The sequence below is a fragment of the Streptomyces sp. JK94 genome (genome assembly GCF_053613315.1).
The window spans coordinates 1-14,307 of the sequence record NZ_JBSICH010000016.1 but is presented as its reverse complement, the minus strand read 5'-3'; the positions used below and the strand labels follow the sequence as shown (position 1 = coordinate 14,307).

Below are 14,307 nucleotides of genomic sequence, written 5' to 3'. Positions count from 1 at the left end.
GTTGGAGCAGGCGTGCGGCTGCCGCCGGTGACCCACGGCCGGGTGCGCGCGGGGCGCTCAGAAGTCGACCGGGTCGCGCACCAACGGGCAGGTCATGCAGTGGCCCCCGCCGCGGCCCCGGCCCAGTTCCGCGCCCACGATGGTGACGACCTCGATGCGGGCCTCGCGCAGCAGGGCGTTGGTCAGCGTGTTGCGGTCGTAGGTGAACACCACGCCCGGTTCCACCGCGACGGCGTTGTTGCCGCTGTCCCACTGCTGGCGCTCGGAGGCGTAGGCGTCGCCGCCCGTCTCCACCACCCGCAGCGAGGACAGGCCGAGCGCCTTGGCGACGACGTCGACGAAGGGCGTCGTGCCCTCGTCGACGACGTCGAAGCCGGGTGCCCGGTCACCGGGGCGCAGGGAGAAGGTGTGCACCCCGTCCATGATCCGCGGGTAGAGGGTGACCACGTCGCGGTCGGCGAAGGTGAAGACGGTGTCCAGGTGCATCGCGGACCGCAGCTTCGGCATCCCGGCGACGACGACGTGCTGGGCGGCGCCGCTGCGGAACAACGCGGCGGCGACCTGTGTGACGGCCTGCCGCGAGGTGCGCTCACTCATGCCCATGAGGACGACGCCGTTGCCGACCGGCATGATGTCGCCGCCCTCCAGGGTGGCCTGGCCCCAGTCGAGTTCGGGGTCGCCCCACCACACCCGGGAGCCCTTGAAGTCGGGGTGGAAGGTGTAGACCGCCTTCATCAGCAGCGTCTCGTCGTGCCGCGCCGGCCAGTACAGCGGGTTCAGGGTGAGCCCGCCGTACAGCCAGCTGGTGGTGTCGCGGGTGTACAGGGTGTTGGGCAGCGGCGGCATCAGGTACTCGCGTGCGCCGGTGGATTCGCGGGCGAGCGTGAGGTGGGGGGAGCGGAAGTCCTCGGGCAGGTCGCCGGTGGCGAACCCGCCGACGAGGTACTGGGCCAGTTCCCTGGGCGAAAGGGTCTCCAGGTAGGCGCGGGTGGCGTCGATGAGTCCGATGCCCACCTGATTGGCGACGATCTTCCGGTCCAGGAGCCAGGCCCTGGCCTCCGGGATCGCCATGATCTGCGCCAGCAGGTCGTGCAGATCCACCACCTCCACCCCGCGCCGCCGCAGTTCGCCGACGAACGCGGCATGGTCGCGCTGGGCGTTCTCCACCCACATCACGTCGTCGAAGAGCAGGTCACCGGAGTTGGTGGGGGTGAGCCGCCGGTGCGCGAGGCCGGGGGAGCACACCAGTACCTTGCGCAGCCTGCCGACCTCGGAGTGGACGCCGAGCGCGGGTTCGACGGTGCCTTCGTTGCTGGCCACACGGCCTCCCTTGAGGAGTGGGACGAGGAGGGGAAACGGAGGAGGCGCGGTTCACAGGCTGATCCACCCGGCCGCCAGGGCCACGACGCCGAGCACCGCGCCGGCCACGGAGACGGCCAGGACGACCAGTTCCCCCGGTGAGAACAGCCGCCGGCCCTGTTCCCGCCGGGCCATCACGAACAGGGCGGTCGCCGGGGCGTAGAGGACGAAGGAGACCAGCAGGAACTTCGGGCCCGCGGCGTACAGCAGGAACGCGGTGTACAGCGTGGCGGCGACGCCGACGGCCAGCTCGCGCCGGGAGGTCCGGCCGCCCTCGGTGCGCGGGTCGTCGCGGGCGCCGAGCCGCACGGCGAAGGCCGCCGCCAGCAGGTACGGGATCAGGGAGAGGGCGCTGGTCAGGTTGAGCGCGAAGGTGAAGGCGTCGTCCGAGAAACTGGTGGCGATCAGCACCACCTGGGTGAGCAGCGAGGTCATCAACAGGGCCGGCACGGGCACGTCGACGGCGTTGGCGCGGCGCAGGAAGCGCGGCATGTCGTCGTCCTTGGCCGCGACGAGGAGCACCTCCGCCGCCATCAGCGTCCAGGCCAGGTAGGCGCCCAGCACCGACACGATCAGGCCGACGCTGATGAACACCCTGCCCCAGGTCCCGACGGCCGACTCCAGCACACCCGCCACGGACGGCTGGCGAAGGCCGGCGATCTCGGCCATCGGCATGATGCCGTACGACACGATGGTCACCGACGCGAAGAGGGCGAACACGCTGAGGAAGCCGAGCACCGTCGCCCGGCCCACGTCGGAGCGGCGCCGCGCGTGCCGGGAGTAGACGCTGGCGCCCTCGACGCCGAGGAAGACGAAGACGGTGGCCAGCATGGTGCCGCGCACCTGTGAGAACAGGGAACCGGTGTGGTCCGCGCCACCGAAGTTCCCGGCGAACACGCTGGGCCTGAAGTGCACCAGGGCCAGGACGACGAAGATGACGATGGGGACGAGCTTGGCCACCGTGACGGCCTTGTTGATGGCCGTCGCCTCCTTCACACCGCGCCGGATCGTCCAGAAGAAGGCCCACAGCCCGATCGAGGACAGGACGACGGCGAGGGCGGTGTCGCCGTCGCCCAGCTCCGGCCAGATCGAGCCGACCGTCGACATGATGAGCACCCAGTAGGTCACGTTGCCCACACAGGTGCTGGCCCAGTAGCCGAAGGCCGCGAAGAAGCCCAGGTACTCGCCGAAGCCCGCCTTGGCGTACGCGTACACACCGGCGTCGAGGTCGGGCCTGCGGACGGCGAGGGACTGGAAGACGAAGGCCAGCATCAGCATGCCCGTACCGGCGATCGCCCAGGCGATCAGCGCTCCCGCGACCCCGGTCTCCTCGGCGAAGCGCCCCGGCAGCGAGAACACGCCGGCGCCCACCATCGACCCGACGACCAGGGCCGTCAGGGTGAGCAGTGGCAGTTTCGCGGCCGGCGGGGCCGGCCCGGCGGCGTCGGACGTAGCGGCCTGAGACATGCCGTCCCTCTGGGTCGCGGTGCGATTGCGACCACTGTGCCTCACGCGGGGGTGTCGGGCATCTCGTCCCCGTTCGGCGCGAGCGGCGCGGAGTCCGGGCCGGCGCACGGCCGGTCGCCGGTGCTCACGGGCCCGCCGCTCACTCCCCGGTGCGCAGATCGATCCCGCGCCGGGCGAGGGCGAGGACGCCCACGACGATCAGGGCGACGCCGAACGACTGCGGCACGACCCACCAGCCGGCCCGTACGTCCTCGCGGTAGAGCACCATGCCGAGCAGGAGGCTCACCGCCGCGTCCCCCAGCGTGAGGGCCGGCTGGGAGGCGACGAGGGGCCCGCCCTGCATCGCGTGCTCCAGGAGCAGCACCGCACCCACACCGGCCGCGGCGAACGCGTACGTCTGCCAGGTGGTCAGGAAGCCGGTCACACCGTCGGTGTCCAGGACACGCATCGAGTCCTTCAGCAGAGCGGCCGTCAGGGCGTAGCACACGGCCGTGGCCGCACCGAGGCAACCGGCGCGGGCCTTGCCGACGGGTCGCTTCAGGCCGGCCGCGGCCAGCAGCACGGCCGCTCCGGCACACGCCGCCAGCGCGAGCGCCCAGCGGTCCAGCGGCACATCGGCCTCGCCCCCGCCCGGAGCGGCCGCCGCGAGTGCGACACCGAGCCCGGCGACCACCCCGCCCACGGCCAGCCACATGGCGGGGGCCAGGTGGCGCCCGGTCATCAGCGAGGCCAGCAACAGGGCCAGCGGAAGCTCCAGCACGAACAACGGCTGAACGAGTGACAGCGGCCCCGTCGCGAGAGCCACCGCCTGCCCCACACCTGCGACGACGACGGCCAGCATGCCGCCGATCCAGACCGGTCGCCGCAACAGGTCGACGACGAGCCCCGGCCGGAACCCCTGGGACTGCGGGACGCTCAACGCGGCACGCCGCTGGAGCACGGTGGCCAGCGCGTTGCTGAACGCGGCGAGAAGTGCGAAGAGCACCGGCAGTGCAACACCCATCCACCGATCCTCGCCCTGTTCCCCTCCGGGCGCGCGCCGCATCGCGCCGGGTGCGGACGGAGCCGGCGCCCGTCGGCGCCGGGCGCGCCCGCGGTCAGTTGTCGCCCGGCGTGCCGGGTGTCTCCGTCCCGGTGTCCTGCTTCTGCTGCGTCTGCGGTGCCTCGGTGGCGGTGTAGTAGACCGAGGTGCCCTGCTTGGTGCGCTGCGCCAGGTTCTTGGCGACGAGCCCTTCGAGGGTGGTGCGGACCACCGTGGTCTTGATGGTCCGTCCGGAGTGGGCCTCGCTCAGCGCCGTGGTGACCTCGGCGGCGGAGCGCGGCTCCTTCTGACCGGCGAGGTGGTCGCGCACCAGCTCGACCAGGGTGGGCCGGCCCGCGGCCGGCTTCGCGGAGGAGCCGGAGGCGGCGGCCCCGGAAGCGGCCGGCGTCGACGCCTTCTTCGCCGCGGTCTTTCCGGCGCTCTTGCCGGCAGGCTTCGCCGCGGACTTGGGGGCGGCCTTGGCGGCCGACCCGGCGCCGGCCTCGGCGGTGGCCCCGGCGCCCGGCTTCGGTGCGGTGGTGCGCTTGGCCGCGGTGGCGGACTTCCCGCTGCGCGTCCGCCTGCCGGTGGCCGGCTCCGCGGCGGCACTGTCACGGGGAGCGGGCACGGCCGCGTCGGTGGCGGCCGGCTCCGGTGCGGCCGTCTGCGGTGCGGCCGCCTGCGGGGCCTGGGCCGACGGCGCGGCGATGCCGAGTGCCTGCTGCACGTTGACCAGCAGTGCGTGGTCGTGCTGCAGCGCGGCCAGCTGCTGTTGCAGCGCGGTGATCTCCGCGCTGACACGTTCCTGCTCCTTGACGTTGCGCTCCAGGTCGTCGTTGACCTGGACGCTGTACTGCGATGCCAGTTCGGTGGCGGCCTGCATCGTGCTCTCGGACATGGTGGTGACTCTCCTCGATTCGCGGCCGTGAAAGCTCGGGAGGAACAGTGGGACATCGGACGCGGGACGTGGTGACCCCGTCCCATCCGCGCCCGGCAGCGGAGAACAGGGGGAACTGTCGCCGACTGTGCTGACACAGATAGTACGGACGACAGGTGCCGGTCGTTCCCCTGTTTGCTGCCGGGCCGGTATACCACGTATGGCTGCCAACGTGGTATGTGCCGACGGTTCTTCGCGCGTGCGTTCGGGAGTGGGTGCGACCGGCACTCACCCGCCGTCGGGCACCTCGACGGTCCTTCCGTCCTCGTCGACCGTGTGAGTCTGCCAGTAGGTGTCCCACGTGTCGCCGACATGCTCGGGGACTTTGCCCTCCGGGTAGCGGGTGTAACCCTCGGGCGGCTCCTCGCCGTCGGGGACACAGGTGCTGCCGGTGCCGCCCCTGGTCATGACCGGGTACTCACCACCGCCGCAGACCGCGTCCGCCATGGAGCAGCCGGTCAGTACCACGGCGGCCGTCGCGCAGGCGAGGACCAGACACCGGACGGACCGGGTCGCGCGGTTGACGCCGGAGAGCGCGGCAGGTCGGTGAACTCGGCCGGTGGTACGCACGGTGGGCTCCTCCGATGGGGGGTGTGTGGACGGCCGGGGTTCCTCAGCGGCGGGACGTGGTTCATGAGTACGGGTACTCAGCCGGACGGGCCGGAACGGCTGAGCCGGGTGGCCGCGCGGTCCACCCGGCGCGCGGCCTCCCGGGCCTCACGCTCGGCCCGGGCCTGTGCGTCCGCGGCGGGGCGGCCCCGCACCACGGCCCCCCGCCGCTCCCGTTCGGCCCCGGTCGAACCTCTCCCGTGCCTGGCGCAGTTGCCGCTCGACGTCGGCCAACTCCGCCCGCGCCCGGTCGTGTGGCGGCCGCGGCGGGAGGCGAAGTCGGACGGCGGCGTGGTGTACAGCTCGTCCAGGACCGGCTCGACCGCGTCCACGCCGCGCTCCCCGCGCTTCCGGCTCTCCCGGCTCCGTCCGCTCCCGCTCCGCATGGCCCCCGGCCTCCCTCTCGTCGCCCATGACCGCCCCGGTCACGACGCGGTCGGCGGCGGCGCCGCCTCGTCGCCGTCATCGTCGTCGTAGACGAGCAGGCCGTCCGCCCGCAGCCGCGCGCCCGGGGTGGGGGAGTGGGCCGTCAGGCGGCCGTCGTGCATGAGGTGGTCGACGGGAGTGTCCCGGGCCAGCACGGCGAAGTCGGCGACGAGGCGTCGGTGGCAGCGCCACCACACCGCTTCGCTGCACATCACCGCGGTGCGTTCCCCCGACACCTGCTCCAGCAAGGCGTCCATGGCGACGACGAACTCCGGCGCGCGGGTGTGACCGGCGTAGCCCCGGAACGAGGCGTTGCGCCAGACGACGTCGGGCGAGTCCGGTGCAGGCCTGCGGAAGCCGCCCAGCCGCTGTTCCCACCGGTAGGCGAGGCCCTCCTCCGGCATCCACCGCGCCAGCCGGTCCCGCAGCAGGTCGGGGTCGCGGCGGGAGCCCGGCGCGGTCCTGACGTCGACCACGGCGGCCACGCCGGCTCCACGCAGCAGTCCGGCCAGCGCCGTGCGGCCCGCGGTGCCGTGCCCGAACGTGACCAGATGAGGCTGGGACATGTCCTCGGAGTCCCCTCGCTGCCCGCGCTCATGCCTGTGGCCGCCGTCCGCGCCATGCCGTCGGCCGCCGCGGGGTGCCGGCCTCGGGTTGCCGTGCGACCGGCGGGCGCAGGGTGTCGTACGACCGTCAGGCGACCACCTTGTCGACGAAGGCCGCGAGGTTCGCCACGGTGCGGCGGACCTTCTCCTCCAGCGTGATCGTCTCGTGCAGCCGCGCCCCGGCGCCCGCGTCCCGCAGGCCCCGCACGTACAGCGAACAGGCCAGGTCGTCGCAGAGGTAGGTGCCCACGGAGTTGCCCTGCTGCCCGGCCCGGCCCGCCTTCGGCGCGACCATCAGGCTGACACCGCCGGAGTGGGTGGTCAGGCACATCGAGCACATGCTGCGGCGCGTGTGCCCGAAGACGGCGCCGGTGGTGCGCAGTGCGAGTGCCGTCGGACGGCCGCCCAGCTCGGCCACGAGGTAGGCGCGGTCCGGTGCCTGGGGGTCCCGCCAGCCGAAGTAGTCCAGGTGGTCCCACGGGCGGTCGGCCAGGTCGCGCGGCACGGTCAGGCGCTTGGCGGCGCCCTTGGAGCAGTTCACGAAGGCGGCGCGGATCTCTTTGTCGGTCAACGGCTGCATACGACGCAGGCTAGGTTGCCTAAAAGCTTTAGGCAAATGCATAATGTTTTTAGGTGATCAGGAGGTGGGCAATGGCGCGTGTGGGGCTGACCACGGAGCGGCTGGTCCGAGCGGGTGCGGACCTGGCCGACGAGGTGGGGTTCGATCAGGTGACGGTCTCCGCGCTGGCGAGACGCTTCGACGTCAAGGTCGCGAGCCTGTACTCGCATGTGCGCAACTCCCAGGACCTCCGGACGCGGATCGCCCTGCTCGCCCTCGAGGAACTCGCCGACCGGGGGGCCGCGGCGCTGGCGGGACGGGCCGGCAAGGACGCCCTCTCCGCCTTCGCCGACGTCTACCGCGACTACGCCCGGGAGCACCCGGGCCGCTATGCCGCGGCCCGGCTGCGGCTCGACCCGGAGACGGCGGCGGCCAGTGCGGGCGTCCGCCACAGCCGGATGATCCGGGCCATCCTGCGCGGTTACCACCTGACGGAACCCGACGAGACCCACGCGGTCCGGCTGCTGGGCAGTGTCTTCCACGGCTACGTCAGCCTCGAGCTGGCCGGAGGCTTCAGCCACAGCGCTCCCGACAGCCAGGAGACGTGGTCCCGCATCGTGGACGCCCTCGACGCGCTGCTGCGCAACTGGCCCGCCCAGTGAACCGCGCGACCCGAAGCCCGGGCCGCGCACACCGACACACCCCATCGGCCGGAGGCGGCATGAAGACCGACAACGACTGGATCACCACGCCGATCACGCGGGACCTCCTGCGCGGCGCCCTCGACCTGGAACGCACCGAGCACGGCCTGCTGCCGCAGCGGCTGCCCGCCCGGGCCCGCGCCCAGAACACCGACCCGCAGCTGGCCATGGCCGCGTCCCAGCCCTCCGGCGTACGCCTGGCCCTGCGCACCCGGGCCACCGCGGTGGAACTGGACACCCTGCCCACCAAGCGGGTCTACGCCGGTGCCCCACCGCGCCCGGACGGCGTGTACGACCTGCTCGTCGACGGCCGCCCGGCCGGCCGGGGCAGTGTCGTGGGCGGCAACACCCTGACCATCGACATGACCACCGGCACGGCGGCCGTCGAGTCCGGCCCGGTGGGCACGCTCCGCTTCACGGACCTGCCCGCAGGCGACAAGGACATCGAGATCTGGCTGCCGCACAACGAGACCACCGAACTGGTCGCCCTGCGCACCGACGCTCCCGTCGCACCCGCCCCGGACCCGGGACGCAGGGTCTGGCTGCACCACGGCAGTTCCATCAGCCACGGCTCCGACGCCGCGAGCCCCACCACCACCTGGCCCGCACTGGCCGCATCCCTCGGCGGTGTCGAACTCGTCAACCTCGGCCTGGCCGGCAGCGCCCTGCTGGACCCGTTCACCGCGCGGGCCGTGCGCGACACCCCCGCCGACCTGATCAGCGTCAAGATCGGCATCAACGTGGTCAACCACGACGCCATGCGCCTGCGGGCCTTCGCCCCCGCGGTGCACGGCTTCCTCGACACCGTCCGCGAAGGCCACCCCACCGTCCCGCTGCTGGTCGTCTCGCCGCTCCTGTGCCCCATCCACGAGGACACCCCCGGCCCCCTCGCCCCCGACTTCTCCGGCCTCGGCGAGGGGCGGCTGCGCTTCGTGGCCACGGGCGACCCGGCGGAACGCGCGAGCGGGAAGCTGACCCTGAACGTCATCCGGGACGAGTTGGCCCGCATCGTCGCCGAGCGCGCGCCCGACGACCCGAACCTGCACCACCTCGACGGCCGCGACCTCTACGGCGAGGCCGACTTCGCCGAACTGCCCCTGCCGGACAACCTGCACCCGGATGCGGCGGCGCACCGCCGCATCGGCGCACGCTTCGCCCGGCTGGCCTTCACCGGCCGGGGGGCCTTCGCGGGCCCGGCCGGTACGGGCTGACACCGGAGCGGACGCCGGTCAGGACCGTCGAGTGGGGGCCGCCGCACAACCCTCCGGCCGCGTCGCGGACGCGCGCCGCGAAAAACCGAAGGCGCCGGGGCCCTCGCCGGAGATACCGTCCCCGCATGGCTGCTGAGGACGGCTACTTCGGAGAAAGCGTCGCCGCTCGGTACGACGAGTCGTCGGCGGACATGTTCACACCCGAGACGGTGGGCCCCGCGGTCGACCTCCTGGCCCGACTGGCGGGCGACGGGCGAGCGCTCGAGTTCGGCGTCGGCACCGGCCGGATCGCACTGCCCCTGGCGGGCCGCGGGGTGCCGGTGCACGGCATCGACATGTCCCGGGCGATGACCTCACGGCTGAGTGCCAAGCCGGGCGGTGACGCCGTCGGAGTGACCATCGGCGACTTCGCGGCGGCCCGTGCGCCCGGCACGTTCACGGTGGCCTACCTGGTTTTCAACACCATCAACAACCTGACGACGCAGGACGCCCAGGTCGACTGCTTCCGCAACGCCGCCGCCCACCTGGAACCCGGCGGCTGCTTCGTCGTCGAGGTGGGCGTGCCGGAACTGCGCCGCCTGCCCCCGGGGCAGACCGCCGTGCCGTCCGGCATCGGCCCGACCGAGTGGGCGTTCGACACCTACGACACCGCCACCCAGGCGATGAGCTCGAACTACGTCACCGTCGTGGACGGACGCGCCGAGCACTCGTCCATCCCGTTCCGCTACGTGTGGCCCGCCGAACTCGACCTGATGGCCCGGCTCGCCGGGCTGCGACTGCGCGACCGGTGGGAGGGCTGGGGCGGGGAACCGTTCACCCACGAGAGCCGCCGCCACGTCTCGGTGTGGGAGAAGTCCGCCGACTGACCGGACCGGGGGAGCGGGTTCAGCGCCGCGCCATGTAGAAACCCAGGGCCCTGTGCAGCACCTTGTTGAGCGGATAATCCCACTCGCCGAGGTACTCCACGGCCTCACCGCCCGCTCCGACCTTGAACCGGAGCAGCCCCAGCAGGTGGTTGTCCTCGTCCAGGGTGTCGGTGATGCCGCGGAAGTCGTAGACGGCCGCGCCGCGTTCATGGGCGTCGCACATCATCCGCCACTGGAGGGCGTTGTTGGGCCGCACTTCGCGCCGGCGGCTCGTGGAAGCGCCGTAGGAGTACCAGACGTGCTCGCCGACGGTCAGCATCGTGGCGGCGGCGAGCACCTCTCCGTCGTGGTGGGCGAGGTAGAGGCGCATGCGGTCCGGGTCCTCCGCCGTCAGCGCGGTCCACATGCGCTGGAAGTAGGCGAGGGGGCGCGGGACGAACCGGTCCCGTTCGGCCGTCTCGACGTACAACTCGTAGAAGGCCGGCAGGTCCTCCTGGTCGCCCCGCACCACCTTGACGCCGGCCTGGTCGGCCTTCTTGACGTTGCGGCGCCACTGCTGGTTGAAGCCGTTCCGCAGCTGTTCGAGGGACCGCCCGCCGAGCGGTACCTGGCACACGTAGCGCGGCTGGCCGGCGGCGAAGCCGCTCTCGCCGCCCGGCTCCGTCCGCCGCCAGCCCATCCGGCGCAGCCGCTCGGCGACGCCGTCGGCCCCGGACTCCCGTACGGTCGCCTCCACGTCGCCCAGCCGCCGGGCTTTCGGGTCGGCGATCGCCGCCTTGACCGCCTCGGCGCTCCAGCGCCGCGCCACCACCGGCGGTCCCATCCGCACCGAGAAGGCGCCCCGCCCCTTCAGGTACGCGAGCATCGGCTCCAGCCATCGCTCCAGATCCGTCGCGGCCCAGTCGACGACCGGACCCTCGGGCAGGTACGCCAGATACCGTTTCAGCTTCGGCAACGGTCGCAGCAGCACCAGACCGGCCCCCACCAGTTCGCCGGCCTCGTCGAACCAGCCCAGGCTCTCCGCGTGCCAGTCCGGCTTCACGTCTCCCCACGAGGGGACCTGCAGGTGACTCACGGAGGGCCGGGACGCGACGAAGCGCAGGTGCTCCTCGCGGGTGATCGCCTTCAGGTGACAGCTCATGGGTGGGCCCCTTCGTTCGGCTCGCTCGACGGAGGGGACGGGCCCGGACGCGGGCGCCGTCCCCCCTCACAGGGAATACCGACGGCGTCCGATGCGCGCGGGCTACCGGCTATTCGTGCGGTGCCGGTGCCGGCGCCGGCGCGTGCGAAGCGGCCCCGCCCTTGACCCGTGTGATCCGCAGACGAGCGAGGCGGAGCCCTGCCGGCCGGCCACCGGGCATGACGACGCCGGGCAGTCGAGGACGAGCCGCCTTCGGCTCATCGACGCCCTGCCCGGCGCGGGAAGCCGCCACCAGGGACGGCCGGCACCCGAACGGCGCTCAGTGCTCGGTGAGCATGCCCTCGCGCAGACGGGCCAGCAGGCGCGAGATCAGCCGGGACACGTGCATCTGGGAGACGCCGAGGCGCTCGCCGATGTCCTTCTGGGTCAGCTCCTCCACGAACCGCCAGTGGATGATCTGGCGGTCGCGCTCGTCGAGCTCGGCGATCATCGGCGCGAGCGCGTGGAAGTCGTCCACGAGGGCGAGGGCGGCGTCGTCGGTGCCGATGAAGTCGGCCAGGGCGGACTCGCCGTCCTCGCTGCCGTTGATGGCCGCGTCCAGGGAGGCGGAGTTGTAGCCGTTGGCCGCCAGGCGGGCCTCGACGACCTCGTCCTCCGGCAGGCTCATCAGCTCGGACAGCTCGGCGGTGGTGGGGTTGCGGCCCAGACGGCTGCGCAGTTCCTCGGTGGCCCGGGCCAGCTGGACGCGGGCCTCCTGGAGCCGGCGGGGGACGTGCACGGCCCACGAGGTGTCGCGGAAGAACCGCTTGATCTCACCGACGATGTACGGCACGGCGAAGGAGGTGAACTCGACCTCGCGCGTCAGCTCGAACCGGTCGATGGCCTTGATCAGGCCGATCATGCCGACCTGGACGATGTCCTCCATCTCCTCCGGTCCGCGGCTGCGGAACCGGCCGGCCGCGAAGCGGACCAGGGACATGTTCATCTCGATCAGCGTGTTGCGCGCGTACTGGTACTCGGGCGTGCCCTCTTCGAGCACCGTCAGCTGCTCGAAGAACAGCTTCGACAACTCCCGCGCGTCCTTGGGCGCCACCTTGGACGGGTCCGCTACCTCCGGCATGCCCGTGATGGTGTGCTCGGTGGTCTGTGCGGTCGTCGTCGCCATGATGTGTGCCCTCCCAGTCGATCGGCCCCCGTCACCGCCGGCCTGTCGCCCGGCGAGAGTGCGCCTACCCCGGCTCATCACCCTCATGCATGCTTTTCCCGGTCGGCCTGGCCGGATCGGACTCCGACGCGCGCGGCCTCACCGGCCGAGGTGGAAACGGACGAGGGTGCCGTCGTCCGTCGTGTGCACCCGCACCAGGTCCGCGACGTAGTGGACGAGGAGCAGGCCACGGCCGCCGATCTGCCCCGGCTCGGGGGGCCTGCGGCCGGCGAGCGGGTCCGTGAGCCGTCCCGTGTCGCGGACCTCGCACACCACCTGCCCCGCCTCGGCCCAGACCGCCAGGGTGCCGTGGCCGCCGCCATGGATGACGCTGTTGGTGGTCAGCTCCGACACCGCCAGCTCCACGTCCTGCAGCCGGCGCCCGGACAGACCGAGCGACGCGGCCCGGTCGACGGCGAAGCGGCGCACCTCGGGCAGTTCCCCGGCACCGAAGGCGAAGACGCCGGCATCCGCGCCGGGTTCCAGCGGCTCGTTGTAGCGGGCGACCACCGCGGGCCAGTCGTAGGCCTCGCTGATCCGCTCGCGCCCCGCGGTGATGACCGTCGGGTGCGTGACCCGGGCGTCGGCCAGGACGTCCGGGGCCAGCCGGGTCGCGTCGTACGGGCACAGGATCGTCACGGCACGGCCCGCGAAGGCCACGTTGATCAGCGCCTCGTGCTGGGCGCACGCCGGGTACTCCGCCGCGCTGCGCCCGGCCCAGATCGGCTCGCCGATGATGCGCGTCCGTTGCCCCGGGTGCGTGTCCGCGAATGCCCGGAGGACGCCGGGGATGATCCGCCCCGGATTGCGCCCGGCCTCGGTCATGTCCAGGAAGGTGACGTCGCGCGCGTCCGACTCCAGCCCCGCGCGGATCAGCTCCAGGTTCGGGCCGGGTACGGCGACCGCGACCGGTTCGCCGGCGACCAGCCCCTCCCGTACGAACGTCACCGTCCGGTCGGTGTACTCGGGTTCCGAGCGGTAGAACAGGGCCGGATGCGAGAAGGCCTCGTCGGGGGTCACCGTGCTCATCGCGGTGCCACCTCGATTCGGTTCAGGGACGGCCAGAAAAGATCCAGTACCCGGGGCAGCTGCGGCGGCGGCTGCTCCACCACCACCCGCCCGCCCGGCAGGTTCATGGCCGTGACGGCGAGCGCCGTCACGCCGGCGACGTCGACGAACCGTACACCGGACAGTTCCACGTAGGACACTTCGGCGTGCCGCCGCGACATCTCCGTGAGTGCGTTCTCCCAGGACCGGCGCGTGGTCACGCTGATCTCTCCGCTGGCCCGGATGCCCGGGCGTCCGGGCAGGGGGCCCACCTCCAGCACGGGGCCGCTCCGCACCTGGGGCGGACGGTCCGAGGGGCCTGGGGCATCCACACTCGCTCTCCTTCGGAACTCCGCCGGGTGCCGTCGCCTCCCGGGTCCTCCTCCGGTCCGGCAGCCTACCGTGACCGGGCCGCGCACATCCGGCTGGGAACACGACGTGCGACGCGGGCGCGATGCGGGGAACACGACAGGGAGCGCGTCCACGGAAGGGAAGACTGGGGCATGTTTGAAGCTGAGAACATTCGCGACTGGCGGGGCCATGACGTCGTCGACAGCGGCGGCCGGAAAATCGGGACTCTGGAGTCCGTCTACGTCGACACCGCCACCGACCTGCCGGCGTTCGCCGCGGTCACGATCGGCATGCCGACCCGCCGGCGTCTGGTGTTCGTCCCCGTGCACAAGGCCGTCGTCGGTCCGGACTACGTGAAGGTGACCTACGACAAGGGGCTGGTCAAGGACGCGCCCGGGATCGACCCGGACGGCGAGCTGGCGGCCGAGGACGAGGGCGCGGTCTTCGCCCACTACGAGCTGCCCTACGAGCAGGGAACCCGCGGCGAACGACGGCTCGGCCGCCGCTGAACCGTCCGACGACTCTCCGAAAGGAGGCGACCGTGAGCCTCTTCCTCCTGCTGCTGCTGGTGGCGCTCGTCCTGGGTGTGATCGGGGTGGCCGCCGAAGGGCTGTTCTACCTCTTCGTCATCGGTGCCGTGGTCCTGGTCCTCGACCTGGTCATCGTCGGGGTCCTCATCGGACGCCGCCGAAGCCGTCCCGCGCGCTGAGCACGTTCCGGCCGCACGGACACCCCGTGGCCGGCGCACGGCCGAGGGCCACGGCCGGAGCGCCGGCGGGGACCTCGGTCCCCGCCGGCGCTCC

The 14,307-nt window shown here is 72.5% G+C and carries 17 protein-coding genes; 5 read left to right on the top strand and 12 right to left on the bottom strand.

Annotated elements, in window-relative coordinates:
- Positions 1 to 57: 57 nt before the first annotated feature.
- From ACVV2G_RS15880 to ACVV2G_RS15845, 8 genes are all read right to left on the bottom strand, one after another.
- The gene (locus ACVV2G_RS15880) at positions 58 to 1,320 is read right to left on the bottom strand and encodes an arginine deiminase (protein WP_453843332.1); all 1,263 of its coding nucleotides are present in this window, start codon (positions 1,318 to 1,320) and stop codon (positions 58 to 60) included.
- Positions 1,321 to 1,371: 51 nt separating this feature from the next.
- Positions 1,372 to 2,826, bottom strand: coding sequence for a basic amino acid/polyamine antiporter (locus ACVV2G_RS15875; protein WP_453843331.1), 1,455 nt, complete (start codon positions 2,824 to 2,826; stop codon positions 1,372 to 1,374).
- Between the two features lie 139 nt (positions 2,827 to 2,965).
- Entirely contained in the window at positions 2,966 to 3,829 is an 864-nt protein-coding gene (locus ACVV2G_RS15870) for a DMT family transporter (RefSeq protein WP_453843330.1), read from the bottom strand.
- A 94-nt stretch (positions 3,830 to 3,923) separates the two neighbouring features.
- Positions 3,924 to 4,745, bottom strand: a complete 822-nt coding sequence (locus ACVV2G_RS15865; protein ID WP_453843329.1) for a hypothetical protein — start codon at positions 4,743 to 4,745, stop codon at positions 3,924 to 3,926.
- Positions 4,746 to 5,012: 267 nt separating this feature from the next.
- Positions 5,013 to 5,354, bottom strand: coding sequence for an SCO0607 family lipoprotein (locus ACVV2G_RS15860; RefSeq protein ID WP_453843328.1), 342 nt, complete (start codon positions 5,352 to 5,354; stop codon positions 5,013 to 5,015).
- Positions 5,355 to 5,431: 77 nt separating this feature from the next.
- Positions 5,432 to 5,725, bottom strand: coding sequence for a hypothetical protein (locus tag ACVV2G_RS15855; RefSeq protein WP_453843327.1), 294 nt, complete (start codon positions 5,723 to 5,725; stop codon positions 5,432 to 5,434).
- 93 nt (positions 5,726 to 5,818) lie between these two features.
- Entirely contained in the window at positions 5,819 to 6,385 is a 567-nt protein-coding gene (locus ACVV2G_RS15850) for a DUF488 domain-containing protein (protein WP_453843326.1), read from the bottom strand.
- 127 nt (positions 6,386 to 6,512) lie between these two features.
- Complete coding sequence (locus tag ACVV2G_RS15845; RefSeq protein ID WP_453843325.1) at positions 6,513 to 7,004, bottom strand: FBP domain-containing protein; 492 nt, start codon at positions 7,002 to 7,004, stop codon at positions 6,513 to 6,515.
- A gap of 71 nt (positions 7,005 to 7,075) precedes the next feature.
- Here ACVV2G_RS15845 and ACVV2G_RS15840 point away from each other — a divergent pair, with 71 nt between their 5' ends.
- The 3 genes from ACVV2G_RS15840 (at position 7,076) to ACVV2G_RS15830 (ending at position 9,761) form a co-directional block, all read left to right on the top strand.
- Positions 7,076 to 7,645, top strand: a complete 570-nt coding sequence (locus ACVV2G_RS15840) for a TetR/AcrR family transcriptional regulator (protein WP_453843324.1) — start codon at positions 7,076 to 7,078, stop codon at positions 7,643 to 7,645.
- Positions 7,646 to 7,704: 59 nt separating this feature from the next.
- Positions 7,705 to 8,895, top strand: a complete 1,191-nt coding sequence (locus ACVV2G_RS15835; protein WP_453843323.1) for a GDSL-type esterase/lipase family protein — start codon at positions 7,705 to 7,707, stop codon at positions 8,893 to 8,895.
- A 125-nt stretch (positions 8,896 to 9,020) separates the two neighbouring features.
- A complete protein-coding gene (locus ACVV2G_RS15830) occupies positions 9,021 to 9,761 on the top strand; it encodes a class I SAM-dependent DNA methyltransferase (RefSeq protein ID WP_453843322.1) in 741 nt (246 codons plus the stop codon).
- A 19-nt stretch (positions 9,762 to 9,780) separates the two neighbouring features.
- Here the strand turns inward: ACVV2G_RS15830 and ACVV2G_RS15825 are convergent, their stop codons facing one another.
- The 4 genes from ACVV2G_RS15825 to ACVV2G_RS15810 all read right to left on the bottom strand — a co-directional run bounded on the left by ACVV2G_RS15825 (position 9,781) and on the right by ACVV2G_RS15810 (position 13,485).
- The gene (locus ACVV2G_RS15825) at positions 9,781 to 10,902 is read right to left on the bottom strand and encodes a lipid II:glycine glycyltransferase FemX (protein WP_453843321.1); all 1,122 of its coding nucleotides are present in this window, start codon (positions 10,900 to 10,902) and stop codon (positions 9,781 to 9,783) included.
- Positions 10,903 to 11,221: 319 nt separating this feature from the next.
- Positions 11,222 to 12,067: an RNA polymerase sigma factor SigF gene (locus ACVV2G_RS15820; protein WP_453843320.1), complete on the bottom strand. Its 846-nt coding sequence runs from the start codon at positions 12,065 to 12,067 to the stop codon at positions 11,222 to 11,224.
- Between the two features lie 138 nt (positions 12,068 to 12,205).
- Positions 12,206 to 13,135: an anti-sigma factor RsbA family regulatory protein gene (locus ACVV2G_RS15815; RefSeq protein WP_453843319.1), complete on the bottom strand. Its 930-nt coding sequence runs from the start codon at positions 13,133 to 13,135 to the stop codon at positions 12,206 to 12,208.
- On the bottom strand, positions 13,132 to 13,485 hold the full coding sequence (locus ACVV2G_RS15810) for an STAS domain-containing protein (RefSeq protein ID WP_453843318.1): 354 nt from the start codon (positions 13,483 to 13,485) through the stop codon (positions 13,132 to 13,134). The genes ACVV2G_RS15815 and ACVV2G_RS15810 overlap by 4 nt, the downstream gene beginning before the upstream one ends.
- Before the next feature lie 171 nt (positions 13,486 to 13,656).
- On the opposite strand from ACVV2G_RS15810, the gene ACVV2G_RS15805 reads away from it, so the two are divergent.
- Positions 13,657 to 14,013: a PRC-barrel domain-containing protein gene (locus tag ACVV2G_RS15805; protein ID WP_453843317.1), complete on the top strand. Its 357-nt coding sequence runs from the start codon at positions 13,657 to 13,659 to the stop codon at positions 14,011 to 14,013.
- Between the two features lie 32 nt (positions 14,014 to 14,045).
- Positions 14,046 to 14,213, top strand: a complete 168-nt coding sequence (locus tag ACVV2G_RS15800; protein WP_453843316.1) for a hypothetical protein — start codon at positions 14,046 to 14,048, stop codon at positions 14,211 to 14,213.
- Positions 14,214 to 14,307 lie beyond the last annotated feature (94 nt).

Excerpts from the sequence above, each read along its gene's own strand:
- ACVV2G_RS15870 (WP_453843330.1), bottom strand. The coding sequence starts at position 3,829 with ATGGGTGTTGCACTGCCGGTGCTCTTCGCACTTCTCGCCGCGTTCAGC.
- ACVV2G_RS15875 (WP_453843331.1), bottom strand. The coding sequence starts at position 2,826 with ATGTCTCAGGCCGCTACGTCCGACGCCGCCGGGCCGGCCCCGCCGGCC.
- ACVV2G_RS15820 (WP_453843320.1), bottom strand. The coding sequence starts at position 12,067 with ATGGCGACGACGACCGCACAGACCACCGAGCACACCATCACGGGCATG.
- ACVV2G_RS15850 (WP_453843326.1), bottom strand. The coding sequence starts at position 6,385 with ATGTCCCAGCCTCATCTGGTCACGTTCGGGCACGGCACCGCGGGCCGC.
- ACVV2G_RS15825 (WP_453843321.1), bottom strand. The coding sequence starts at position 10,902 with ATGAGCTGTCACCTGAAGGCGATCACCCGCGAGGAGCACCTGCGCTTC.
- ACVV2G_RS15830 (WP_453843322.1), top strand. The coding sequence starts at position 9,021 with ATGGCTGCTGAGGACGGCTACTTCGGAGAAAGCGTCGCCGCTCGGTAC.
- ACVV2G_RS15835 (WP_453843323.1), top strand. The coding sequence starts at position 7,705 with ATGAAGACCGACAACGACTGGATCACCACGCCGATCACGCGGGACCTC.
- ACVV2G_RS15805 (WP_453843317.1), top strand. The coding sequence starts at position 13,657 with ATGTTTGAAGCTGAGAACATTCGCGACTGGCGGGGCCATGACGTCGTC.
- ACVV2G_RS15845 (WP_453843325.1), bottom strand. The coding sequence starts at position 7,004 with ATGCAGCCGTTGACCGACAAAGAGATCCGCGCCGCCTTCGTGAACTGC.
- ACVV2G_RS15815 (WP_453843319.1), bottom strand. The coding sequence starts at position 13,135 with ATGAGCACGGTGACCCCCGACGAGGCCTTCTCGCATCCGGCCCTGTTC.
- ACVV2G_RS15865 (WP_453843329.1), bottom strand. The coding sequence starts at position 4,745 with ATGTCCGAGAGCACGATGCAGGCCGCCACCGAACTGGCATCGCAGTAC.
- ACVV2G_RS15840 (WP_453843324.1), top strand. The coding sequence starts at position 7,076 with ATGGCGCGTGTGGGGCTGACCACGGAGCGGCTGGTCCGAGCGGGTGCG.